At 63.0% G+C, this 22,561-nt stretch carries 21 protein-coding genes; 10 read left to right on the forward strand and 11 right to left on the reverse strand.

Annotated elements, in window-relative coordinates; genetic code table 11:
• The first annotated feature begins 215 nt into the window (after nt 1-215).
• The gene (locus AC07W7_RS09900; RefSeq protein ID WP_495039224.1) at nt 216-1,883 is read left to right on the forward strand and encodes a BBE domain-containing protein; all 1,668 of its coding nucleotides are present in this window, start codon (nt 216-218) and stop codon (nt 1,881-1,883) included.
• A gap of 32 nt (nt 1,884-1,915) precedes the next feature.
• Here the strand turns inward: AC07W7_RS09900 and AC07W7_RS09905 are convergent, their stop codons facing one another.
• The 6 genes from AC07W7_RS09905 to AC07W7_RS09930 form a co-directional block, all read right to left on the reverse strand.
• Nucleotides 1,916-3,232 (reverse strand): MFS transporter, encoded by a 1,317-nt coding sequence (locus tag AC07W7_RS09905; RefSeq protein ID WP_076963331.1) that lies wholly within the window; start codon nt 3,230-3,232, stop codon nt 1,916-1,918.
• Nucleotides 3,233-3,410: 178 nt separating this feature from the next.
• A complete protein-coding gene (dgoD, locus tag AC07W7_RS09910) occupies nt 3,411-4,559 on the reverse strand; it encodes a galactonate dehydratase (protein WP_076963330.1) in 1,149 nt (382 codons plus the stop codon).
• 46 nt (nt 4,560-4,605) lie between these two features.
• Nucleotides 4,606-5,226, reverse strand: coding sequence for a 2-dehydro-3-deoxy-6-phosphogalactonate aldolase (locus AC07W7_RS09915; RefSeq protein WP_076963329.1), 621 nt, complete (start codon nt 5,224-5,226; stop codon nt 4,606-4,608).
• Between the two features lies 1 nt (nt 5,227).
• Entirely contained in the window at nt 5,228-6,193 is a 966-nt protein-coding gene (locus tag AC07W7_RS09920; RefSeq protein ID WP_495039225.1) for a 2-dehydro-3-deoxygalactonokinase, read from the reverse strand.
• A gap of 175 nt (nt 6,194-6,368) precedes the next feature.
• Nucleotides 6,369-6,695 (reverse strand): DOPA 4,5-dioxygenase family protein, encoded by a 327-nt coding sequence (locus AC07W7_RS09925; RefSeq protein WP_495039226.1) that lies wholly within the window; start codon nt 6,693-6,695, stop codon nt 6,369-6,371.
• A gap of 31 nt (nt 6,696-6,726) precedes the next feature.
• Nucleotides 6,727-7,677 (reverse strand): choline sulfate utilization transcriptional regulator, encoded by a 951-nt coding sequence (locus AC07W7_RS09930; protein ID WP_076963327.1) that lies wholly within the window; start codon nt 7,675-7,677, stop codon nt 6,727-6,729.
• Nucleotides 7,678-7,780: 103 nt separating this feature from the next.
• On the opposite strand from AC07W7_RS09930, the gene betC reads away from it, so the two are divergent.
• The 3 genes from betC (at nt 7,781) to AC07W7_RS09945 (ending at nt 11,869) form a co-directional block, all read left to right on the forward strand.
• Nucleotides 7,781-9,295, forward strand: a complete 1,515-nt coding sequence (betC, locus tag AC07W7_RS09935; protein ID WP_495039227.1) for a choline-sulfatase — start codon at nt 7,781-7,783, stop codon at nt 9,293-9,295.
• 19 nt (nt 9,296-9,314) lie between these two features.
• Nucleotides 9,315-10,232: a choline ABC transporter substrate-binding protein gene (gene choX / locus AC07W7_RS09940; protein ID WP_495039228.1), complete on the forward strand. Its 918-nt coding sequence runs from the start codon at nt 9,315-9,317 to the stop codon at nt 10,230-10,232.
• A 74-nt stretch (nt 10,233-10,306) separates the two neighbouring features.
• Entirely contained in the window at nt 10,307-11,869 is a 1,563-nt protein-coding gene (locus AC07W7_RS09945) for a SulP family inorganic anion transporter (protein WP_197882467.1), read from the forward strand.
• 109 nt (nt 11,870-11,978) lie between these two features.
• On the opposite strand, the gene aroE is transcribed toward AC07W7_RS09945, so the two are convergent.
• Together aroE and hemF are read right to left on the reverse strand one after the other, a co-directional pair.
• Nucleotides 11,979-12,803, reverse strand: a complete 825-nt coding sequence (gene aroE, locus AC07W7_RS09950) for a shikimate dehydrogenase (protein WP_076963323.1) — start codon at nt 12,801-12,803, stop codon at nt 11,979-11,981.
• The gene (hemF, locus tag AC07W7_RS09955; RefSeq protein ID WP_495039229.1) at nt 12,803-13,735 is read right to left on the reverse strand and encodes an oxygen-dependent coproporphyrinogen oxidase; all 933 of its coding nucleotides are present in this window, start codon (nt 13,733-13,735) and stop codon (nt 12,803-12,805) included. Before hemF ends, aroE begins: the two co-directional genes overlap by 1 nt.
• Nucleotides 13,736-13,895: 160 nt before the next feature.
• Here hemF and AC07W7_RS09960 point away from each other — a divergent pair, with 160 nt between their 5' ends.
• A complete protein-coding gene (locus AC07W7_RS09960) occupies nt 13,896-14,873 on the forward strand; it encodes an NADPH:quinone reductase (protein WP_495039230.1) in 978 nt (325 codons plus the stop codon).
• Nucleotides 14,874-14,995: 122 nt separating this feature from the next.
• Here the strand turns inward: AC07W7_RS09960 and tsaC are convergent, their stop codons facing one another.
• Nucleotides 14,996-15,553: an L-threonylcarbamoyladenylate synthase type 1 TsaC gene (tsaC, locus tag AC07W7_RS09965; RefSeq protein WP_076964381.1), complete on the reverse strand. Its 558-nt coding sequence runs from the start codon at nt 15,551-15,553 to the stop codon at nt 14,996-14,998.
• A 54-nt stretch (nt 15,554-15,607) separates the two neighbouring features.
• Nucleotides 15,608-16,702 carry a DNA-processing protein DprA gene (gene dprA, locus AC07W7_RS09970; RefSeq protein WP_495039231.1) on the reverse strand — a complete coding sequence of 365 codons (1,095 nt, stop codon included), beginning with the start codon at nt 16,700-16,702 and terminating at the stop codon, nt 15,608-15,610.
• A 265-nt stretch (nt 16,703-16,967) separates the two neighbouring features.
• Between dprA and def the strand changes: the two genes are divergently transcribed.
• Genes def through AC07W7_RS09995 form a run of 5 tightly spaced genes read left to right on the forward strand, consistent with a single transcriptional unit; the run spans nt 16,968 to nt 21,519 of the window.
• Entirely contained in the window at nt 16,968-17,474 is a 507-nt protein-coding gene (gene def / locus AC07W7_RS09975) for a peptide deformylase (protein ID WP_099170848.1), read from the forward strand.
• Nucleotides 17,475-17,531: 57 nt separating this feature from the next.
• The gene (fmt, locus tag AC07W7_RS09980) at nt 17,532-18,482 is read left to right on the forward strand and encodes a methionyl-tRNA formyltransferase (RefSeq protein WP_495039232.1); all 951 of its coding nucleotides are present in this window, start codon (nt 17,532-17,534) and stop codon (nt 18,480-18,482) included.
• The gene (gene rsmB / locus AC07W7_RS09985) at nt 18,482-19,792 is read left to right on the forward strand and encodes a 16S rRNA (cytosine(967)-C(5))-methyltransferase RsmB (protein WP_495039233.1); all 1,311 of its coding nucleotides are present in this window, start codon (nt 18,482-18,484) and stop codon (nt 19,790-19,792) included. Before fmt ends, rsmB begins: the two co-directional genes overlap by 1 nt.
• Nucleotides 19,793-19,815: 23 nt before the next feature.
• Nucleotides 19,816-21,189 (forward strand): Trk system potassium transporter TrkA, encoded by a 1,374-nt coding sequence (gene trkA, locus AC07W7_RS09990; protein WP_076964386.1) that lies wholly within the window; start codon nt 19,816-19,818, stop codon nt 21,187-21,189.
• A gap of 18 nt (nt 21,190-21,207) precedes the next feature.
• Nucleotides 21,208-21,519, forward strand: coding sequence for a tetratricopeptide repeat protein (locus tag AC07W7_RS09995; protein ID WP_236309977.1), 312 nt, complete (start codon nt 21,208-21,210; stop codon nt 21,517-21,519).
• A gap of 129 nt (nt 21,520-21,648) precedes the next feature.
• Here the strand turns inward: AC07W7_RS09995 and AC07W7_RS10000 are convergent, their stop codons facing one another.
• Entirely contained in the window at nt 21,649-22,536 is an 888-nt protein-coding gene (locus AC07W7_RS10000) for a lysophospholipid acyltransferase (RefSeq protein ID WP_076964388.1), read from the reverse strand.
• Between the last annotated feature and the right edge of the window lie 25 nt (nt 22,537-22,561).

Here is a 22,561-nt window from a genome sequence, read left to right on the forward strand (position 1 = left end):
AGGATGCCTGACACCTTGCGGCTTTTTATCTGACACCATCGCAGGCAAGCCGGCACCTGCATTTTTGGACTAGGCTGAAGCGGGCAGGCTACCTGCCTTCACTCACCGTACTTCATGCCTATTGCCGTCTAACCGCCTCGGCACTCTGCAGTTCTTGCCTTCCCGGTCGTTAAGTTAGCCGCATCAGAAGTCATTCTGTCTCTTTGGAGCACAACATGGCATTTGATCTCGTCACCTCCTCGGACCGCCGTCATTCCACGTTGCAAAAGGGTTTCAACCTGCGTTGGCCGTTGGGCAATGTGCAGGGTGAGTCGTCGCCCAATGGCGCCAGCCGGATCTATATCTGCTATAGCGAACAAGACATTATCGACGCCGCCGCCCAGGCCCTGGCGCTCGCCGATGGGCGCATTACGGTGCGCAGCGGCGGCCATTGCTATGAAGGTTTTGTCTCCAACCGGATGCCCGGCCACCCCAACGAAACCCTGTCGATCCTCGATATAGGCCGACTCAAGACCCTGGCGTATCAAGCCGACGGGCAACTGCGCTCGGTGCTGGTGCCCGAGGCGCCCTATGGCTACCAATTCCGCGTGGCGGCCGGCTGCCAGAACTGGGACACCTATGTGGCGCTGTACACGGCCGCCGGCAAGACCCTGCCCGGTGGCTCCTGTTATTCCGTGGGCGCCGGGGGGCATATCTGCGGTGGCGGCTATGGCTTCCTGTCACGCAAGTACGGCCTGACCTGCGACTGGTTGTCCGGCGTCGATATCCTGGTGCCCAACCCCCAGGGCACGGGGCTGCTGGCCACCCATGTGTCCCGTGAAAGCAGCGACGCCGATGAACTGGACCTGTTCGCCGCCTGCTGTGGCGGCGGGGGCGGGCAGTTCGGCATCATTACCAGCTACTACTTCAAGGCACTGCCACAAGCGCCAAAGGAGGTGTATTGGCTGGTGCTGGAATGGGATTGGGCCGACCTCACGCAAGCGGCCCTGGAGCGTCTGCTTGAGACCTACCAGGCCTGGTTTGCGAACAATCAGGCGAATGCCAATACCTGGGGCCTGGCGACAAAACTGGAAATGCGCCATCAGAACACCGGCAACGTGACCCTGGGTATTCATTACGTGGACAAGGATGGCTTGCTCGATGACCTGGCGCCTTTCGAGGATTTTGTCGCCACGATGCTCGCCGCCGTCGCCGTACGCGCCACCGAGTCGATCCCGCCGTTTTATGTGGTCCACCTGCCGCGCAGCAGCCCGGCCGGGCGCACGATCGACTCACTGTCCAGCGCGCACCAGGCCGCCAGGCGCATGGATTGGCTACCGTTCAGTCAATCGGTCAACGGTTCCGGCGATAACCAGCGGGGTCGTTACAAGTCGGCCTATCAAAAGGGCGTGTTCACCCCCCAGGTGCTGTCGGCCATCTGGGCAACCCTCACCCGGCCAGACCCGGATAAATACCTGACCCAAAGCCTGATCCAGATCCAGTCGTTTGGCGGGTGTATCAATCAGCCCGATGGACCCACACGGGTACAAAGCTCGGTGGCCCAGCGCTCGTCGTATCTCAAGTGGCAGCCGCAATGCTACTGGCGCGATGCCAGTGCCGAGGCCGACCAGGCCCATGCCGACTGGATTCAAGGCCTGTATTTCCAGGCCTTCGCTGACAGCCAGGGCGTGCCGCTCAATGATCAGTTCGAGGGGTGCTACATCAACTACCCGGACCTGGACATGACCTACCTGGGCGGGAACCCGGCCAATGGGAAAAATACCCAGTGGTACCGGATCTTTTTCCCGAACACCATTATCGAAAGCCGCCTGCGCCGTACCAAAAAGCGCTGGGACCCGTTGAATATCTTCCGTAACGAGATGTCGGTGCCGACCACGCCGTAGCCGGGGTAGAACGGGCGACCCCGGGTCGCTCGTCACTCCTTGAGTTCGATGCGCTCGACCTTGCCCACCAGCAATATGTAGGACAGCGCACCGAGCAACGCCAGAACGGCAATATAGGTGATCGCCGGCGCAAACGAATCGCCGGTGGCCAGAAAGCCGATGACGATCGGCGTGGTGATCGCCGCCAAATTGCCGATGAAATTGAATACCCCGCCGGTCAGCCCCAACAGCCGTGCCGGCGCCAGGGTCGACACCAGCGACCAGGTGATCGAGGCCAGGCCGTTGCCGAAAAACGCCACGGCCAGGAACGCAATCACCCACGGCGTCGAGTCGACGAAGTTGGCGCCGATGATCGCCGTGGAGATCAGCAGGCCGCTGATGATCGGCAACTTACGGGCAAAGCCTACCGAAGCGCCACGGCGGATCAGCCAATCGGAAAACAACCCGGAACACAACACCCCGACAAAGGCGGCGAGGAACGGCAGCGAGGCGAGCAGGCCGGACTTGATGAAGTCCATGCCGCGATATTTCACCAGGTAGGTCGGGAACCATGTCAGGAAAAACCACAGGGTCGAGTTCAGGCAGAACTGGCCCAGGTAGATGCCCCACAGCTTGCGTTTGCTCAAGACGATGCCCAGGTCGACCCAACTGAAGGGGGCCTTGCGCTTGGCGGTTTGCGCCTCCAGGTCTACCAGCCCGCCGCCGGCGCGGATCAGCTCGATTTCTGCGCTGTTGACCCCTTTGAAATCCCGTGGCTCGCGGTACACCGCGTACCAGACCACCGCCCAGAGAATGCCCACCGCACCGGTGCTGATAAACACCATGTGCCAGCCATAATGGTGCTGCAACCAGGCCAGCACCGGGGTCAGGAACGCCAGCCCGACGAACTGCCCGGACGTGTAGAAGCCAATGGCCGTGGCGCGCTCACGCTCGGGAAACCAACTGGTGACCACCCGGCTGTTGATCGGATAGGCCGGCGCTTCCAGGGCGCCTACGGCCATGCGCAACACGAACAGGGCAATAAAGCTTGCGGCAAACCCCAGCATTACCGTGGCAATCGACCACAGCAGCAGGGCCGCGGTGTACAGAATGCGCGGCGGCACCCGGTCCACCAGCCAGCCGCCGGGGATTTGCATGGCGGCGTAGGTCCAGCCGAACGCCGAGAAAATCAGCCCGACGTGCACCGGGTCGATCCCCAGGTCACTGGTCAGGGCCGGCGCGGCAATCGACAGGTTGCTGCGGTCCAGGTAGTTGATCACCACCGTGATAAACAGCAGGACCATGATGAAGTAACGCTTGCGGCTGGGCGTGACAAGGGACGCCTGCCCGGTGAGGGTTTCAGGATGCATGAGGGGGAGCCTCTTATTATGTTTATTGAGGTCTGAAAAAATTGACTGAAGAAACCGTACTCAGTGTGGGAGCGGGCTTGCTCGCGATAGCGGTGTGTCAGTGCCTGATAAGTTGGCTGATTTACCGCAATCGCGAGCAAGCCCGCTCCCACATTGACCGCGCTCTTTCAGGCAGGGCTTACCACTCGGCAAAACTGCCATCGGCATGCCGCCAGATCGGGTTGCGCCAGCGGTGACCAATGGCCGCGCGCTCGATCACGTATTGCTCGTTGATCTCAATCCCCAGGCCCGGCCCGTTGGGGATCTTCACAAAGCCCTGGTCGTAGTCGAAAACACCCGGGTCGCGCACGTAATCGAGCAGGTCGTTGCTCTCGTTGTAGTGAATGCCCAGGCTTTGCTCCTGGATAAACGCGTTGTAGCAAACCGCGTCCAGTTGCAGGCACGCCGCCAGGGCGATCGGCCCCAGCGGGCAGTGCAGGGCCAGGGCCACGTCGTAGGCTTCGGCCATGTTGGCGATCTTGCGGGTTTCGGTGATGCCGCCGGCGTGGGACGCATCCGGCTGGATGATGTCGACGTAGCCTTCGCTGAGCACGCGTTTGAAATCCCAGCGCGAAAACAGCCGCTCGCCCAGGGCAATCGGGGTGCTGGTCAGGGGCGCCAGTTCCTTGAGCGCTTCGTAGTTTTCGCTCAGCACCGGCTCTTCGATAAACATCAGCTTGTACGGGTCCAGCTCTTTCATCAGCACCTTGGCCATGGGCTTGTGCACCCGGCCATGGAAGTCCACGCCGATACCGACATTCGGGCCGACCGCATCGCGCACGGCGGCGACGTTGGCCAGGGCCTGGTCAACCTTGTCGAAGGTGTCGAGAAATTGCAGCTCCTCGGTGCCGTTCATCTTCACCGCCGTAAAGCCACGGGCCACGGCTTCCTTGGCCGCACGGGCAGTGTCGGCCGGGCGGTCGCCGCCGATCCACGAATACACGCGGATCTTGTCCCGCACCTGGCCGCCCAGCAGGTCGCTGACCGACACGCCGAGGGCCTTGCCCTTGATGTCCCACAACGCCTGGTCGATACCGGCCAGGGCGCTCATATGGATCGCGCCGCCCCGGTAGAAGCCGCCGCGATACAGCACGGTCCAGATATCTTCGATATTGCGTGGGTCTTTGCCGATCAAGTAGTCGGACAGTTCTTCGACCGCCGCCGCCACGGTATGGGCGCGGCCTTCAACCACGGGCTCGCCCCAACCGGTTACGCCGGCGTCGGTTTCTACTTTGAGGAAGCACCAGCGCGGCGGCACGATAAAGGTGGTCAGTTTGGTGATTTTCATCTGCTTGTCTCTCTTGTCGGATGCAGCGCCGGGGCGCCAGGCACACTCAGTTCAAGGCGTTCCAGGCAGCGACATACGCCTGGGCACGGCCCGCCACCTGCTCGACACTCATACCGGGCTTGAACAGCCCGGAGCCCAGGCCAAAGCCCTTGACCCCCGCGTCGACGAACACCTGCATGTTGTCCGGGGTAATCCCGCCCACCGGCAGCAACACCGTGCCGGCCGGCAACACCGCCAGCCAGGCCTTGACCACCGCCGGGCCCATTTGCTCGGCCGGGAACAGCTTCAGCACATCAGCGCCTTCGGCCAGGGCGGCGAAGGCTTCGGTGGGCGTCGCGACCCCGGGCGACAGGTACAGGCCCGCGGCTTTGGCGGCGCGCAGCACCTTGGCATCGCTGTGGGGCATGACGATGACCTGGCCACCGGCCGCCTTCACCTGTTGCACCTGCGCCGCGGTCAACACCGTGCCGGCACCGATCAGGCAATCGGCCGGCAACGTCTCACGCAGGGTGCGGATGCTGGTGTAGGGATCGGGCGAGTTGAGCGGCACTTCGATCACCCGGAACCCGGCCTGGTACAACACCTGGCCGACAGCGGCGGCCTCGTCCGGGCGCAGGCCGCGCAGGATGGCGATCAAACCGTTTTGTGTGAGTGCTTGCTTGAGCATGTCAGGCCTCGATGGCAGGTTGAGTGAGCCCGGCGGCCAGCGCCAGTTGCCACAGGCCACGTTCGCTCGCTGCTTGCGCAAGGCTGACGTGGCTGAAACCACACCGGGCGAGGGCGCGTTGGTAGCGGGCACAGAGGGCAGCGGCACCCACCAGGATGATCGGCGTGGTGCGTGCACGGTCGGGCAAGCCGGCCAGTTCATGGCCGATCAGCAGGCCGGACAGGTAGTCCGGCTGCTGCTCGGCAGTCAACTCGGCGGTCAGTCCCAGGGTGCGCGCACTGAACAGCGTCGACAGCACACCGCGCCGGCCATCCCCTGAACGTGCCACTTGCACGCCCCGGTCAAAGGCCTCTGCCTGGAACTGCCCGGCGCTCTTTTGCGTACGCCCGAGCAGGCTGTGCTTGCTCAGCACCGCAAACAGTTCGCCGGTCATGAAGGTGTCGAAGTGGGTGATGCAGCCATCGACCACCTCGACCCATTTGGAATGGCTGCCAGGCAGGCCGATCAATAATTCACCGCCGGCAGGCAGGCTTTGCAGCACGCCGAGCACCTGGGTTTCTTCGCCGCGCATCACATTGGGCAAGCCGACCTGCTCGATCACCCCGGGCACGATATGCACCTCGACACCGCGCAGGCTGGGTACCTTATGCAGCGCCTGGCCCAGGCCTGCGACATCGACCGGCGTATTGCGGTAAGGCGCCTGACCCCACCCCTGGGCGCTGCCGACCATGCCGCAGGCGATCACCGGCAGATGGGGCTGGGCCTCCAGCCAGTCGCCACAGGCGCTATCAAACGCCAGTTCAAAACCATCGCTGCAGTGAACGCCGGCAATCAACCGCGGTTCGCTGGGCAAATGCATGATCCCCGACGCCAGCGAGCGCTGTTCGAGGACCTGGCCACCGGGGCCGAGTTTATAAGCACGAAGGGAACTGGTTCCCCAATCGAGCGCGATCAATTGCGCTGGCATCGCTTCACCTGGAATGTGGGTGCTGAAAAAGCAGATGGCCGAATATAAACCCAAGGTTTGAAACATCTCAATATATAAATATCAATCCCATATATTGGAACAATGAAAAGAAAATCCCTACGCAATCGTGCTTTTTATCGCACGCAAACGTAAGGATTCAGCTGACTGTAACCGGTTAAAAAATCGACAGATCCAACGGACGCATGGCCCCCATCCAGATCGCGTAGTCGGTGTGGTCCTTCAGGTCATCACCGGTCTCGGGGTGCAAGAACACCACCAAGCCATTGCGATTGAGCGCCAGCCACGGCAGCGCCACACCAATGTACTGGGGGTCGAACGCCAATTGGCAGCTCCAGTCCGGGTGGGGGCCCACCGGCCGCTCATGCATGCGCCCCCTGTGCAGCGGGAAGATGGTCGCCGCGTCCTCACAGAGCTTGCGCGCCTGCTCGATCGTGCTGGCGTCGAAGTAGATATGGGCGTGATAGCCCTTGATAGATGGCATGACAGGCTCCGGGCTCGTTGATCGGCCGATCCTAGACCGCAATCGACGGCAGGGCCAGCCCGGCCAGGGACTGCACACTGCCGGCCTGCTCGGCCATCAGCCACTCGACAAACCGCTCGATCAACGGCCCACGCCGTTTGCGCTGGGGCAACACCACGTAATACCCAAAGCGCGAGATCACCGTGCCGTCAATCGGCCGGCACAGCCACTGCTGCTCCAGCAGGTTATCCACCAGGTGACGCCAGCCAATGGCCACGCCCTGGCCGGCAATCGCCGCCTGGATCAGCAGGGTGTAGTTGTCAAACCGCAGCGGCCCCGGGGTCGGCGCGGCAGTGATCCCCAGTTCGCGAAACAGCCCGTTCCAATCGAACCACTGGCTGTGGCTTTCCTGGCGCAGGTGCAGCAACGGTAACGCCTGCAGGCTCTGCAGCGACAGCGGCGTGGTGCGGCCCTTGAGCAGTTGCGGGCTGCACACCGGGAACACTTCCTCGTTGAACAACCACTGGCTGTGGCCCTGGCGAAAACGCCCATCGCCAAACAGCACGGCCACATCGATGTCACTGCGCAGGGTCGCGTGGTTACGCTCACTGGTGACCAGGCTCACATCCACCTGCGGGTTGGCTTCATGAAAGCGATGCAGGCGCGGCATCAGCCAGTAGGCGGCGAACGCGAAGTCGGTCGCCACTTGCAACACTTCGTGCTGGTCCTGTTGCGTGATCAGCCCCAGGCCAGCCTCCATGCTCTGCAACCCGGCCTGGACGTGCTCGAACAACAGCCTGCCGGCGTCAGTCAATTCGATGCCGCGGTAGATGCGATCGAACAAGCGTACGGCCAACTGCTCTTCCAGGCGCTTGATCTGCTGGCTGACGGCCGGCTGGGTGGTGCCCAGCTCCATCGCCGCCGCCGTGAAGCTGCGATGACGGGCGGCGGCTTCAAAGGCGCGCAACAGGTCCAGCGACAGGTTACCCAGGGCTTTATACATAAGCAGTACTTATCCTAGACATTGCTCTCTATGGGCTTTACCACGTATTCCATGGCCCCCATGCTCAATCGCATAAATATTGACTATGGAATGCCGAGAGACCATGAAGCGCAAGAACATTCTTTTCATCATGGCCGATCAAATGGCCGCACCGTTGCTTCCGTTCTACGGTCCTTCGCCGATCAAACTGCCCAACCTCAGCCGCCTGGCCGCCCAAGGCGTGGTGTTCGACGCCGCGTACTGCAACAGCCCGCTGTGTGCGCCGTCGCGTTTCACCCTGGTTAGTGGCCAGTTGCCGAGCAAGATCGGCGCCTACGACAACGCGGCGGATTTCCCCGCCGATATACCGACCTACGCCCACTACCTGCGCCGCCTCGGCTACCGCACGGCGCTGTCGGGCAAGATGCATTTCTGCGGGCCGGACCAGTTGCACGGCTATGAAGAGCGCCTCACCAGCGATATCTACCCCGCCGACTATGGCTGGGCGGTGAACTGGGACGAGCCCGACGTGCGCCCCACCTGGTATCACAATATGTCGTCGGTGCTGCAAGCCGGCCCGTGTGTGCGCACCAACCAGCTGGATTTCGACGAAGAGGTGGTGTTCAAGGCCCAGCAGTACCTGTTCGACCATATTCGCGAGGACGGTGACCAGCCGTTCTGCCTCACGGTCTCCATGACCCACCCCCACGACCCGTACACCATTCCCAAGCCGTTCTGGGATCTGTACGACGACAATGACATCCCAATGCCTACAACCCCGCCCCAGGCCGACCTGGACCCCCATTCCCAGCGCCTGCTCAAGGTCTACGACCTGTGGGACAAGCCACTGCCTGTGGATAAGATCCGCGATGCACGACGCGCCTACTTCGGGGCGTGCAGCTATATCGACAGCAATGTCGGCAAACTCCTGCAAACCCTGCAGGACACCGGCCTGGCCGAGGACACCATCATCGTGTTCTCCGGCGACCACGGCGACATGCTCGGCGAGCGTGGGCTCTGGTACAAAATGCACTGGTTTGAAATGGCCGCACGGGTGCCGCTGCTGGTCAGCGCGCCGGGGCAATTCCAGGCTGGGCGGGTGAGTGCGGCGGTGTCCACTGCGGACCTGTTGCCGACCCTGGTGGAGCTGGCCGGCGGTGAACTAGACCGCCGATTGCCCCTGGATGGCCGCTCACTGGTCCCGCACTTGCTGGGGCAGGGCGGGCATGACGAAGTGTTCGGCGAGTACATGGCCGAAGGCACCATTGGCCCGCTGATGATGATTCGCCGGGGCGCCTACAAATTCATCTACAGCGAGGATGATCCCTGCCTGCTGTTCGATGTGCATAACGACCCCCGTGAGCAGCAAGAACTCAGCCAGTCGCCAGCCCATCGCACGCTGTTCGACGCGTTCCTGGCCGAGGCGCGGGGCAAATGGGACATGCCCGCGATCCACCAGCAAGTGCTCGCCAGCCAGCGCCGCCGGCGCCTGGTATACGAGGCGCTGACGCTGGGCAAACTCAAGAGCTGGGATCACCAGCCGCTGGTAGACGCCAGCCAGCAGTACATGCGCAACCATATCGACCTCGACGATCTGGAGCGCAAGGCACGTTATCCACAACCCTGCCAAAACCAATAAATCCAGTAAGGGGAAGGCCATGCAAACGTTATCCACAGTCGTGAGTGCCGTGCTGTTGTTGAGTGCGACCCAGGTGTATGCCGACGCCCGTTGCGAGACGGTAAAAATGGCCGACCCCGGCTGGAGCGACATTGCCGCCACCAACGCCATTACCGGTTTTCTACTGAGCGGCATGGGTTACAAGGCCAAGGTCGATACCCTGGCGGTGCCGATCACCTTTGGCGGGCTCAAGGACGGCCAGGTGGATGTGTTTATGGGCAACTGGATGCCCGCGCAGCAGGGTTTCTATGACAAGTTCGTGGCCAATGGCGACGTGGTGCAACTGGCCAGGAACCTCGAAGGCACGCAGTTCACCCTCGCGGTGCCGGACTATGTGTGGGAGGCCGGTGTGCGTGACTTTGCCGACCTGGATAAATTTGCCGACAAGTTCGACAAGAAAATCTACGGCATCGGCTCCGGCGCGCCGGCCAACCTTTCGCTGCACGAGATCATCAAGAAGAACGACTTTAACCTCGGCCAGTGGAAGCTGATCGAGTCCAGCGAACAGGCGATGCTCGCCGAAGTGTCCAGGGCGGTGAAGCGCGAGCGTTTCGTCACCTTCCTCGGCTGGACACCGCACCCGATGAACGTGCAGTTGAAGATGCGTTACCTCAAGGGCGGCGAAAAATACTTCGGCGACACCGGCAGCGTGTACACCCTGACCCGCAAGGGTTATGCACAGGCCTGCCCGAATGTGGCCAGGCTGCTGACCAACCTTAAATTTACCCAGGACATGGAGAACAGCATCATGGCCGAGGTGGTGAACAACAAGGTCAGCCATGCCGACGCGGCGAAGGCATGGATCAGGGCCAACCCAGCGATGCTGGAGCAGTGGCTGGAGGGGGTCAAAACCCTGGATGGCCAGGAGGCGTTGGCGGCGGTCAAGGCCAGGCTTTAATAGTGCCACCCTGTGGGACCTGGCTTGTGTTTGTGCTGATACCCTGACTCAAACCTTTCGACCTGAGCTGCCCAATGCCCCGGCCCCATACACTCTTCCCATTCCTGCGCTGGCTGCCACGCCAGACCCGCGCCAGTGTCGGCCGGGATGCACTGGTGGGCCTCAGCGGCGCGGTGCTGGCGTTGCCACAATCCATCGCCTACGCCCTGATCGCCGGCCTGCCTCCCGAATACGGCCTGTATGCGGCGATCATCCCGGTGCTGATTGCCTGCCTGTGGGGTTCGTCCTGGCATTTGATCTGCGGCCCGACGGCGGCGATTTCCATCGTGCTCTACACCAGCATCAGCCCGCTGGCAGTGCCGGGCTCCCAGGACTACATCACCCTGATCCTGTTGCTGACCTTGCTCGCCGGCGTCTTCCAATGGCTGTTGGGCCTGCTGCGCTTTGGCGCGCTGGTCAATTTCGTCTCCCATTCCGTGGTCCTCGGCTTCACCCTCGGCGCAGCGGTGGTCATCGCCCTGGGCCAGTTGCCCAACCTGCTGGGGCTCGACCTGCCCAGCCAGGCCACCGCCATCAACAGCCTGCTGGCGCTGATCGACCACGGCGGCGAGTGGGATCGCCCGTCACTGGCCCTCGGGCTCGGCACTTTGCTGGTGGGCGCGCTGCTCAAATACTGGGTGCCGCGCTGGCCGAGCCTGTTGATTGCCCTGACCGTGGGCAGCCTGATGGCGTGGGCATGGCCGGCGATGTTCGGGCAAGTGGCGCGGGTCAGCTCGTTTATCGGCCAACTGCCGCCGTTCAGCCCGTTGCCGCTGGACCTGGACATGATCCTGCGCCTGCTGCCCAGCGCCGTGGCGGTGGGCATGTTGGGGCTGGTCACCAGCCTGTCGATTGCCCGCTCGCTGTCGGCACGTTCGCAACAACTGCTTGATGCCAACCAGGAAGTGCGCGCCCAGGGTTTATCCAACATCGTCGGCGGATTTTTCTCCGGCTACCTGTCTGCTGGTTCCTTCACTCGCTCGGGCCTGAGTTACGAAGCGGGTGCCTGTTCGCCGCTGGCGGGGGTGTTTTCTGCGCTGTGGGTCGCGCTGTTTGCGCTGTTCGGCGCGGGGTTGATTGCGCACATCCCGATCCCGAGCATGGCCGCCAGCATCCTGCTGATCTGCTGGGGCCTGGTGGATCATCGCGGCATCCGCGCACTGTGGCGGGTCAGCCGTGCAGAATTTGTGGTAATGGGCCTGACCTGCCTGGCCACCTTGCTGCTGGAGCTGCAAACGGCAATCTATGCCGGGGTGCTGGCGTCGCTGTTTTTCTACCTCAAGCGCACCTCGCAGCCACGGGTGCAGCAATGGCGCGATGGGGAAGACGATGTGTTGCGGGTCGGCGGGTCGATCTTCTTTGGCGCCAGCCACTACCTGCAGGTGCGCTTGCAACGCCTGCAAGGCCAGCGAGTGGTGATCGAGGCGCAGCAGATCAACTTTATCGACTATTCCGGGGTGGAGATGCTGCATCAGGAAGCGCGGCGGTTGCAGGGGTTGGGACGCAGCCTGACGTTACGCCGGGCGCGACCGCAGGTGGTCGAAGAATTGAAAAAACTGGAAGGGGCCGACAAGTGCCCGATCCTTTTTGAAGACTGAACACGCTAAAAAACTGTAGGAGCTGGCTTGCCTGCGAGAGCGGTGTATCAGTTGGCACATCCGGCGCTGACCCAGCGCTATCGCAGGCAAGCCAGCTCCCACATTAGAATTAGTTAGCCGCCAGTTGTTTACGCAGCTCGGCCAACACCGGCGCCGAATCCGGCCGCACCCCGCGCCACAGGTAGAAGGCTTCCGCCGCCTGCTCCACCAGCATGCCCAAGCCATCCATCGCCAGTGCCGCGCCGTGTTCAGTGGCCCAGCGGCAGAAGGCGGTCGGTTCCTTGGCGTACATCATGTCGTAGCAAAAGGTCTTGCCCGGCTCGACCAGGCTGCCGGCAATCGGCGGTACATCGCCTGACAGGCTGGCGGAGGTGGCGTTGATGATCAGGTCCACCGGCTCACTCAGCCAATCGAAACCGCTGGCGGAGACCGGCCCCAGGTCATCGAACAGTTCGGCCAGCCGCTCGGCCTTTTCCACGGTGCGGTTGGCGATGATCAACGAGGCAGGTTGTTGCGCCAGCAGTGGCTCCAGTGCGCCGCGCACCGCGCCGCCGGCACCCAGCAGCAGGATGCGCTTGCCCGCCAGGCGCAAGCCGGCGTTGACAGTCAAGTCGCGCACCAGGCCGGCGCCGTCGGTGTTATCGCCCAGCAGGCTGCCATCGGCCAGCTTGCTCAGGGTGTTCACCGCGCCTGCGCGTTGCGCGCGCTCGGTCAGGGCGTTGGCCAGGCGATAGGCCTCTTCCTTGAACGGCACGGTGACATTGGCACCGCGCCCATGCAGGAAAAACTCCCGGGCGCAGCCGGTGAAATCCTCAAGTGGCGCCAGCAGAGTGCTGTAGTCCAGCGCCTCGCCCGTCTGCTCGGCAAACAGGCGATGAATCAGCGGCGACTTGCTGTGGCCGATGGGGTTGCCGAACACCACATAACGATCCATCAACTGGCCGCCTGGGGCGCAGCAAGGCCGAGCCAGTCACGGTCTTGCAGGAAATAGTCGGTCAGGCGCGCTTCTTCGCTGCCGGCGGCGGCCTTCCAGTCATAGCTCCAGCGCACTTGCGGGGGCAGCGACATCAGGATCGACTCGGTACGCCCGCCCGATTGCAGGCCGAACAGTGTGCCACGGTCGTAGACCAGGTTGAATTCCACGTAGCGCCCACGACGGAACTCCTGGAACTGCCGCTGCTGCTCGGTATAGGCCATGGCCTGGCGACGTTGCACGATCGGCAGGTAGGCGTCGATGTAGGCGTCGCCAATGGCGCGGATAAAGGCGAAGCAGGTGTCAAAGTCCCACTCGTTCAAATCATCGAAGAACAGACCGCCAATACCCCGGGGCTCGTTGCGATGCTTGATGTGGAAGTAGCTGTCGCACCAGGCCTTGTAGCGCGAATAGACGTCCGCGCCAAATGGCGCGCAGGCCTGCTCGGCCACGCGGTGCCAGTGGATGCAATCTTCTTCGTTGCCGTAGTAGGGCGTCAGGTCAAAGCCGCCACCAAACCACCACACCGGCTCTTCGCCTTCTTTCTCGGCGATGAAAAATCGCACATTGGCGTGGGACGTCGGCACATGGGGGTTATGCGGGTGGATCACCAGCGACACACCGAGGGCTTCAAAACCACGACCGGCGAGTTCCGGGCGGTGGGCACTGGCGGACGGTGGCAGGCCGCTGCCGAAGACGTGGGAAAAGTTGACGCCGCCTTTTTCGATCACGCTCCCGTTCTCGATCACCCGCGTGCGGCCACCGCCACCGGCTGGGCGGGTCCAGGCGTCTTCGATAAAGCGCGTGTCCGCCTCGAAGGTTTCCAGGGCGCTGCAAATGCGGTCTTGCAGGTCGAGCAGATAGGCTTTTACAGCCTCGGTGCGGGTAGTCATGGCATCACCTTGAATCGGGCAAAGCTACGCGAGGCCATTGGGCGTCGGCGGCAAAGGGGCGCACAGGATACCACCGCACCGGGCGCTGCCACAGTTGACGAAGATCAAGCATAGGAGTCCGATAGGAGCCTTTCGCGAAACAGACTTGAGGACAGAGCAGATGGCCAAACGTATCCAGTTCAGCGCCCATGGCGGCCCCGAAGTACTTGAGTATGTGGACTACACACCAGCGGAGCCCGGCCCACAGCAGGTTCGGGTGCGGAACAAGGCCATTGGCCTGAACTTTATCGACACGTATTTTCGTAGTGGCTTGTACGCACCGCCGGCCCTGCCCTCGGGCCTGGGCGCGGAAGGGGCTGGCGTGGTGGATGCGGTGGGCAGCGAAGTCACTCAATTCAAGGTCGGCGACCGCGTGGCCTACGGCAGCGGCCCGCTGGGGGCCTACAGCGAGTTGCACGTGTTGCCGGCGGCCAACCTGGTGCATCTGCCGGACGCGATCAGCTTTGAACAAGCCGCTGGCGCCATGCTCAAAGGCCTGACCGTGCAGTACCTGCTGCGCCAGACCTATGAGTTGCAAGGCGGTGAAACCATCCTGTTCCACGCCGCTGCCGGTGGCGTCGGTTCCCTGGCCTGTCAGTGGGCCAAGGCCCTGGGTGTGAAGCTGATCGGCACGGTCAGCTCGCCGGAAAAAGCCGCCCTGGCCAAATCCCTTGGCGCCTGGGAAACCATCGACTACAGCAGGGAAAATGTCCCACAGCGGGTGCTGGAACTGACCGACGGCAAGAAATGCCCAGTGGTGTACGACGGCGTCGGCAAGGACACCTGGCTCGCCTCGCTGGACAGCGTCGCACCCCGTGGCCTGCTGGTGAGTTTCGGCAATGCGTCGGGCGCGGTGGACGGGGTGAACCTGGGGATTCTGGCAGCGAAAGGCTCGCTGTACGTGACCCGGCCGACGCTGGCGACCTACGCCAACAATCCGCAGAACCTGCAGGCCATGGCCGATGACCTGTTTGGCATGATCGCAAGCGGCAAGGTGCGCATTGATATCAACCAGCGCTTTTCGTTGGCGGATGCGGCGAAGGCGCAGGTGGAGTTGTCGGGGCGGCGGACCACTGGGTCGACCATTTTGTTGCCATAGGATCTCGGTTGTTTGGCAGACCGCAATCGCGGGCAAGCCAGCTCCCACATTCGACCGATTTCCAGCATGGGAATGCGCTCGAATGTGGGAGCGGGCTTGCTCGCGATGGCCACGCCTCGGTCTCAGGACGGGCGGCGAACCTCGCCCGTCGCCAGATCCCGAATCAAACTAGGGTTCTTGCGCCCACCCAGGCTACCGCCCAGCACCAAATCCACCTGCCCACGGAAATACTGCTCCACCCGGATCCGCGTGCGCGCCGCCGGCCGGCCTTGGGGGTTGGCCGAGGTGGAGATCAACGGGCCCACCAGCGAACACAAGTCCCGCACCAGCGGATGATCGCTGACCCGCAACGCCACGGTGTCGTGCTGACCGGTAATCCATGCAGGCAGCAGGTCCTGATGGGGCACCAGCCAGGTATTGGGTCCCGGCCAGGTACTGGCCATGCGGTCGATCCAGGTGTCGGGGAAATCCTCGAAAAGAAAGTCGAATTGCCGGATATTGTCGGCGATGAGGATCAACCCCTTGTCCACCGAACGGCCCTTGATCGCCAGCAAGCGCTCCACCGCGTCCTCGTTCCACGGGTCGCAGCCCAGGCCCCACACGGCCTCGGTCGGATAGGCAATCACCGCGCCTGCGCGAATCTCTCGTGCGGCTTCTTGCACACGCCACCTGTTGACCATTACTTACTCTCCAGACCAAAGCTCTGCGCAGTTTACCGATCTTCGTTACAAAACCTAACTGCGCGCAAACCAGCGGCCACTTTCGCAGATCACCCGGCCCTCCAGCTCCAGTTCGGTAAGGCTCGCCAACACCCGGGACAGGCTCTGCCCGCTGGCGGCGGCCAAGCCTTCACTGGTGTAGGGGGCCGCGTGCAACAGCGCCACCAGCGGGTGGGTCACCGCCACCGGCGCAGGCCGCGCCAACGCCTGCCAGCCGCGCAACCCTTCGAGGATGTGCTCGATGGTTTCCACCAGCACCGCCCCCTCACGGATCAGTTGATGACAGCCCCTGGCCCCCGGATGATGAATCGACCCCGGGATGGCATACACCTCGCGCCCCTGCTCGGCCGCCAGCCGCGCGGTAATCAGCGAGCCGCTGGCGACGCTGGCTTCCACCACCAGCACCCCCAGGGACAGGCCGCTGATAATGCGGTTGCGCCGTGGAAAATTGCCGGCCTGGGGCCCGGCGTCCAGTGGAAACTCGGAAACCACTGCGCTGCCCTGGGCAATCATCGCCTCGGCGAGCCGGCGGTGGCGCTGTGGATAAAAATTTTCCAGACCGGTGCCCAGCACCCCGATAGTCTGCCCCCCGACATCTAATGCCGCCTGGTGCGCCGCCCCATCGATGCCCAGGGCCAGGCCACTGGTGATGACAAAACCGGCGCTTGCCAGGCTGCGGGAAAAGGCCGCCGCCGTATCCATCCCGGGCCGCGAGGCGCGTCGGCTACCGACCATGGCCAACTGCGGTTTTTCCAGGATGGCGGGGGTGCCGGCCACGAATAACAACGGCGGCGCATCGTCCAACTCGGCCAGCAAGGCGGGGTAGTCGGGCTGGTCCCACATCAACAAATGCTGGGCCGGACGCTCTAGCCAGGCCAAGGCGACGCTGGCGCCATCGCGCACTTGCGGGCTGCGCCGGGCCTCGGCACAGGCCGCCGGCAACCCCAGGGAACGCCAGGCGCTGGCCGGGGCGCCGATGGCCTTCGAGGCACAACCAAAGGCCTCGATCAAGGTCTTGAAACGCCTGGGCCCCAGCTCCGGCATGCGATGCAAACGCAGGCGGGCTTCCAGCTCGGCAGGGGAAATATCCGCGGTATGGATTACTGACATGTGATCATCCTTGATCAGGAACAAGCTGTGGATAACTCTGTTGGTAACTTCTGTAGCAGGCTAATTATTGCAACTGGTTATTGCCGCCCAGCCTGGCGGCCTGTTTTGAAGACGAGTAGCGATTTCCTCATGGGGGCAATCTCCTTTATTATGTGGGCTCGCGTGAAATGCCTTGGCCTTCGCGGCCTGCGCGCGTTTCACACCGGCCGTGCGGGGTAGCCCGACGCCGATTTGCCTTTACCTCACATGTGCAGCAATTACGCTTATGGCTATTTTGAACATCCTCGAATTCCCGGACTCGCGCCTGCGCACTATCGCCAAACCGGTGGCGGTAGTGGACGACAAGGTTCGTCAGTTGGTCGATGACATGTTTGAAACAATGTATGAAGCCCCGGGCATTGGCCTCGCCGCGACCCAGGTCAACGTGCACCTGCGTGTGGTGGTCATGGACCTGTCCGAAGACCGCAGCGCACCGATGGTGTACATCAACCCGGAGTTCGAGCCACTGACCGACGAGATGGGCGAATACCAGGAAGGCTGCCTGTCGGTGCCGGAGTTCTACGAGAACGTCGAACGCCCGCTACGCGTCAAGATCAAGGCCCTGGACCGCGACGGCAAACCCTTCGAGCTGATTGCCGAAGGCCTGCTGGCGGTGTGCATCCAGCATGAGTGCGACCACCTCAACGGCAAGCTGTTTGTCGATTACCTGTCCACGCTCAAACGCGACCGGATCAAGAAGAAACTGGAAAAGAAGCATCGCCAGCAAGCTTGATTCCCTTCTTTTGAAGGCTTGCTCCGGCAAGCCTTTTTCTTTTGTGAGACGTTTCCCATGACCGAGCCACTGCGCATCGTTTTTGCCGGCACCCCTGAATTTGCCGCCGAACACCTCAAGGCCCTGCTTGCCAGCCCTTATGAAATCGTCGCGGTGTACACCCAGCCGGATCGGCCGGCCGGCCGTGGGCAAAAACTGATGCCCAGCCCGGTCAAGCAACTGGCGCTGGAAAACGGCATCGCCGTGCTGCAACCGCCGACCCTGCGCAATGCCGAGGCCCAGGCTGAACTGGCCGCCCTGAAACCGGACCTGCTGGTAGTGGTGGCCTACGGCCTGATCCTCCCCCAAGCCGTGCTGGATATCCCGCGCCTGGGTTGCATCAACAGCCACGCTTCGCTGCTGCCGCGCTGGCGCGGTGCGGCGCCGATCCAGCGCGCGGTGCAAGCCGGTGACGCACAAAGCGGCGTGACCGTGATGCGCATGGAAGCCGGCCTGGACACCGGGCCGATGCTGCTCAAGGTCACCACCCCCATCACCGCACAGGACACCGGCGGCAGCCTGCACGACCGCCTGGCCGAAATGGGCCCGCCCGCAGTGGTGCAGGCCATTGCCGGCCTTGCCGCTGGCACCTTGCAGGGTGAAGTACAGGACGACAGCCTCGCCACCTACGCCCACAAGCTGAACAAGGACGAAGCGCGCATCGACTGGAGCCGCCCGGCCGTGGAGCTGGAGCGCCTGGTACGCGCCTTCAACCCGTGGCCGATCTGCCACAGCACCCTGAATGACGAAGCCTTGAAAATCCTCGCCGCCAGCCTGGCCGACGGCAGCGGCGCCCCCGGTGAAATCATCGGCGCCAGCAAGGAAGGCCTGCTGGTGGCCTGCGGCGAACAGGCACTGTGTCTGACCCGTCTGCAATTGCCCGGTGGCAAGGCGCTGAACTTCAGTGATTTGTTCAACAGCCGTCGTGAGAAATTTGCCCCTGGCATCATCCTTGGAGTGGACGCTTGATGAACCCGCGTTTGGCCGCCGCCAAGGCCCTGGCCGCCGTGCTCAATGGCAAGGCTTCCCTGAACAGCTCGTTGCCGGTGCAACTGGATAAAGTCGACGACCGTGATCGCGGCTTCACCCAGGACCTGGCCTTTGGCACCGCCCGCTGGCAGCCGCGTTTGTCGGCGCTGGCGGCCAAGTTGCTGCAAAAGCCATTCAAGGCCGCCGATGCCGATGTCGAGGCGCTGCTGCTGGTGGGGCTGTACCAGTTGCTCTACAGCCGCGTGCCGGCCCATGCCGCCATCGGCGAAACCGTGGGCTGCGCCGACAAGCTGAAAAAGCCCTGGGCCAAGGCCTTGCTCAACGCCGTACTGCGCCGCGCCCAGCGCGAAAGCGCGGGGTTGCTGGCCGAGCTGGAACACGACCCGGTCGTGCGCACTGCGCACCCACGCTGGCTGCAAAAATCCCTCAAGGCGTTCTGGCCAGAGCAGTGGGAAGCCATCTGCGCCGCCAACAACGCGCACCCGCCGATGATTCTGCGGGTCAATCGCCGCCATCACCGCCGCGATGCCTACCTCACATTACTGGCAGAGGCCGGCATCAATGCCAGCGCCTGTGTGTACAGCCAGGACGGGATCGTGCTGGAGACCGCAGGCGATGTGCAAAGCCTGCCAGGCTTTGCCGAAGGCTGGATCAGCGTGCAGGACGAAGCCGCACAACTGGCCGCCGACCTGCTTGACCTGGCGCCGGGCCAACGGGTGCTGGACGCCTGCTGCGCCCCGGGCGGCAAGACCTGCCATATCATGGAAGTCGAGCCGGGCCTGGCCGGGGTTGTCGCCGTAGACCTGGAGGCCAAGCGCCTGGTGCGCGTGCGGGAAAACCTCGCGCGCCTGGGCCTGGACGCCGAACTGATCGCCGCCGACGGGCGCGACACTGCCACCTGGTGGGATGGCAAGCCGTTCCAGCGCATCCTGCTGGACGCGCCATGTTCCGCCACCGGCGTGATCCGCCGCCACCCGGATATCAAGCTGACCCGCCAACCCGACGACATCGCCGCCCTGGCCGTGCTGCAAGGCGAGTTGCTGGACGCGCTGTGGCCGACGCTGGAGGTCGGTGGCCTCCTGCTCTACGCCACCTGCTCGACCTTGCCCACCGAGAACACCGAGGTGATCGAAGCCTTCCTTGCCCGCACCAGCGGCGCACGGGAGCTGGATATCGCCACGGCGGCCGGGATCAAGCAACCCCATGGCCGCCAGTTGCTCGCACAGGACGGCGGACATGATGGTTTCTACTACGCAAAGCTGATCAAGATTGCCGCTGCACGCGGTTGAATGGTTTTTAAGGGAGTGACCGGATGAAGATCATCATCCTTGGCGCAGGGCAGGTCGGCGGTACGCTGGCCGAGCATTTGGCCAGTGAAGCCAACGACATTACCGTGGTCGATACCGATGCCGAACGCCTGCGCGGCCTGGGCGACCGCCTGGATATCCGCACGGTCCAGGGCCGTGCCTCGTTCCCCACCGTGCTGCGCCAGGCCGGCGCCGACGATGCCGACATGCTGGTGGCCGTGACCAACAGCGACGAGACCAACATGGTCGCCTGCCAGGTCGCCCACACCCTGTTCCACACCCCGACCAAAATCGCCCGGGTGCGTGAAGCGGCCTACCTGACCCGCGCCGGCCTGTTCGACAACGACGCGATTCCGGTGGACGTGCTGATCAGCCCGGAGCAGGTGGTCACCCACTACATCAAGCGCCTGATCGAAATCCCCGGCGCGTTGCAGGTGATCGACTTTGCCGAAGGCAAGGCGCAACTGGTAGCGGTCAAGGCCTACTACGGCGGGCCGTTGGTGGGCCAGCAACTGCGCCAGCTGCGCGAACATATGCCGAATGTGGAAACCCGCGTGGCCGCGATTTTCCGCCGCGACCGGCCGATCCTGCCCCAGGGCGACACGGTGATCGAAGCCGACGACGAAGTCTTCTTCATCGCCGCCAAGGCCAATATCCGTGCGGTGATGAGCGAAATGCGCCGGCTCGACGAGAGCTACAAGCGCATCGTCATCGCCGGCGGCGGGCAGATTGGCGAGCGTCTGGCCGAGGCCATCGAAAGCCGCTACCAGGTGAAGATCATCGAGATGAATCCGGCACGCTGCCGGCATTTGTCCGACACCCTCGACAGCACCGTGGTCCTGCAAGGCAGCGCCTCGGACCGCGACCTGCTGATGGAAGAAAACATCGCCGACGCCGATATCTTCCTGGCCCTGACCAACGACGACGAGGCCAATATCATGTCGTCGCTGCTGGCCAAGCGGCTGGGGGCGAAGAAGGTGATGACCATCATCAACAACCCGGCCTATGTGGACCTGATCCAGGGCGGCGATATCGACATTGCCATCAGCCCGCAGTTGGCCACCATCGGCACCTTGCTGACCCACGTGCGCCGCGGCGATATCGTCAGCGTGCACTCATTGCGCCGCGGCGCGGCGGAAGCCATCGAGGCGATTGCCCATGGCGACTCCAAATCCAGCAAGGTGATCGGCCGGGCAATTCGCGATATCGGCTTGCCACCGGGCACCACCATTGGCGCGATCATTCGCGATGAAGAAGTGATCATCGCCCATGACGACACGGTGATTGCCGCCGGGGACCATGTGATTCTGTTCCTGGTGGATAAAAAACATATCCGCGATGTGGAGAAGTTGTTCCACGTGGGGTTGAGCTTTTTCTGATGTGACGGAGAGACCGACATGCTCGAATCCCTGGAAAAAATGCTCGCCAAGGGTGTGGATAACTCGCTGCTGCGCTTTGGCCTGGGCAAGGGTTACCTGGATTTGAAGGACAACGCCAAGGCGGCGGAGCATCTGCACCGGTGCGTCGGGTTTGACCCGAAGTATTCGGCGGCGTGGAAGCTGTTGGGCAAGGCACACGCGGCGCTGGGCGATAAAAATGCGGCACGCCAGGCATGGGAGCAGGGGATTGCAGCGGCCCAGGCCCATGGCGACAAGCAGGCCGAGAAAGAGATGACGGTGTTCCTGAAAAAACTCGATCGCCAGGGTTGAGGCGACCCCTGTGGGAGCTGGCTTGCCTGCGATGCAGGCGACTGAAATCTTTCAGTGACACCGAGGCGATGCCATCGCAGGCAAGCCAGCTCCCACATTTGATCTTCGTTGCTTGTAAAACTGGGGGTATCAGTACCAGCGCGCCTCACCCGGCGGGCGTTTCTTGAAGCGCTTCATGCTCCACATGTACTGGCTGGGGTAGGCGCCGACATAACGCTCCACCACCTTGCTCATCGCCGCGCAGGACGTGGCCGTGTCGGTGCTGTACATGTCCTCAGGCGCCGCCTCCAGGATCACTTTGTAGCCCGAACCGTCCGGCAGCCGCAGGGCATGCAGGAACACCCCCACCGCCTTGCCGCCCGCCAGCATGTTTGGCACGAACTTGCTGGTCAGCGCCTGGGTGGCGAAGAACGGTACGAAGATCCCGGCCGACTCTGCCGGCTCCGGGTCAGCGGGAATCCCCACCTGGCCACCCTTGCGCACTTCCTTGATCACACTGAGGATGCCTTCCTTGGTGGACGCCGCCACCCGGTTGCCCAGTTGCACGCGTTGCTTGCGCAGCAGGTCATCCACCGCCTTGAGCTTGGGCGGGCGGTAGAAAATGATCGGTTTGCATTGGCTGCAATAGAAGTGATTGAGCACTTCCCAGTTGCCCAGGTGGCTGGTGATGCCGACCACGCCTTTGCCCGAGGCCAGGGCTTGCTGCAGCACCTCCAGGCCTTCGACTTCACGCACCAGGTCGATGGAACGCTGGGCCGGCCAGATCCAGGCGCAGGCGCTTTCGGTCAGGGACTTGCCGATGTCCATCAGGCTCTGGCCCACCAGGCGCTCGCGCTCGGCCGGGTCCATGTCCGGGAAACACTTGGAGAGGTTGATCCGCACCGTGTCGCGGGAGCGGTTGGGGGTTTTCCACATGATCCAGCCAATCGCCGAACCCACGGCTTGCACGGCGCGCCAGGGCAGCAGGGCAAACAATCGCAGAGCGCCTACCAGCAAGGCGCCTTTTAACTTTTCCACAGGTCACTCCTGATCGTGTGTGGTG

This window comes from Pseudomonas sp. GW821-FHT01D09 (genome assembly GCF_059422465.1).

What these genes read in the sequence shown, in the direction of transcription:
- AC07W7_RS09900 (WP_495039224.1), top strand. Translation starts at nt 216, where the DNA reads ATGGCATTTGATCTCGTCACCTCCTCGGACCGCCGTCATTCCACGTTG.
- AC07W7_RS09905 (WP_076963331.1), bottom strand. Translation starts at nt 3,232, where the DNA reads ATGCATCCTGAAACCCTCACCGGGCAGGCGTCCCTTGTCACGCCCAGC.
- dgoD (WP_076963330.1), bottom strand. Translation starts at nt 4,559, where the DNA reads ATGAAAATCACCAAACTGACCACCTTTATCGTGCCGCCGCGCTGGTGC.
- AC07W7_RS09915 (WP_076963329.1), bottom strand. Translation starts at nt 5,226, where the DNA reads ATGCTCAAGCAAGCACTCACACAAAACGGTTTGATCGCCATCCTGCGC.
- AC07W7_RS09920 (WP_495039225.1), bottom strand. Translation starts at nt 6,193, where the DNA reads ATGCCAGCGCAATTGATCGCGCTCGATTGGGGAACCAGTTCCCTTCGT.
- AC07W7_RS09925 (WP_495039226.1), bottom strand. Translation starts at nt 6,695, where the DNA reads ATGCCATCTATCAAGGGCTATCACGCCCATATCTACTTCGACGCCAGC.
- AC07W7_RS09930 (WP_076963327.1), bottom strand. Translation starts at nt 7,677, where the DNA reads ATGTATAAAGCCCTGGGTAACCTGTCGCTGGACCTGTTGCGCGCCTTT.
- betC (WP_495039227.1), top strand. Translation starts at nt 7,781, where the DNA reads ATGAAGCGCAAGAACATTCTTTTCATCATGGCCGATCAAATGGCCGCA.
- choX (WP_495039228.1), top strand. Translation starts at nt 9,315, where the DNA reads ATGCAAACGTTATCCACAGTCGTGAGTGCCGTGCTGTTGTTGAGTGCG.
- AC07W7_RS09945 (WP_197882467.1), top strand. Translation starts at nt 10,307, where the DNA reads ATGCCCCGGCCCCATACACTCTTCCCATTCCTGCGCTGGCTGCCACGC.
- aroE (WP_076963323.1), bottom strand. Translation starts at nt 12,803, where the DNA reads ATGGATCGTTATGTGGTGTTCGGCAACCCCATCGGCCACAGCAAGTCG.
- hemF (WP_495039229.1), bottom strand. Translation starts at nt 13,735, where the DNA reads ATGACTACCCGCACCGAGGCTGTAAAAGCCTATCTGCTCGACCTGCAA.
- AC07W7_RS09960 (WP_495039230.1), top strand. Translation starts at nt 13,896, where the DNA reads ATGGCCAAACGTATCCAGTTCAGCGCCCATGGCGGCCCCGAAGTACTT.
- tsaC (WP_076964381.1), bottom strand. Translation starts at nt 15,553, where the DNA reads ATGGTCAACAGGTGGCGTGTGCAAGAAGCCGCACGAGAGATTCGCGCA.
- dprA (WP_495039231.1), bottom strand. Translation starts at nt 16,702, where the DNA reads ATGTCAGTAATCCATACCGCGGATATTTCCCCTGCCGAGCTGGAAGCC.
- def (WP_099170848.1), top strand. Translation starts at nt 16,968, where the DNA reads ATGGCTATTTTGAACATCCTCGAATTCCCGGACTCGCGCCTGCGCACT.
- fmt (WP_495039232.1), top strand. Translation starts at nt 17,532, where the DNA reads ATGACCGAGCCACTGCGCATCGTTTTTGCCGGCACCCCTGAATTTGCC.
- rsmB (WP_495039233.1), top strand. Translation starts at nt 18,482, where the DNA reads ATGAACCCGCGTTTGGCCGCCGCCAAGGCCCTGGCCGCCGTGCTCAAT.
- trkA (WP_076964386.1), top strand. Translation starts at nt 19,816, where the DNA reads ATGAAGATCATCATCCTTGGCGCAGGGCAGGTCGGCGGTACGCTGGCC.
- AC07W7_RS09995 (WP_236309977.1), top strand. Translation starts at nt 21,208, where the DNA reads ATGCTCGAATCCCTGGAAAAAATGCTCGCCAAGGGTGTGGATAACTCG.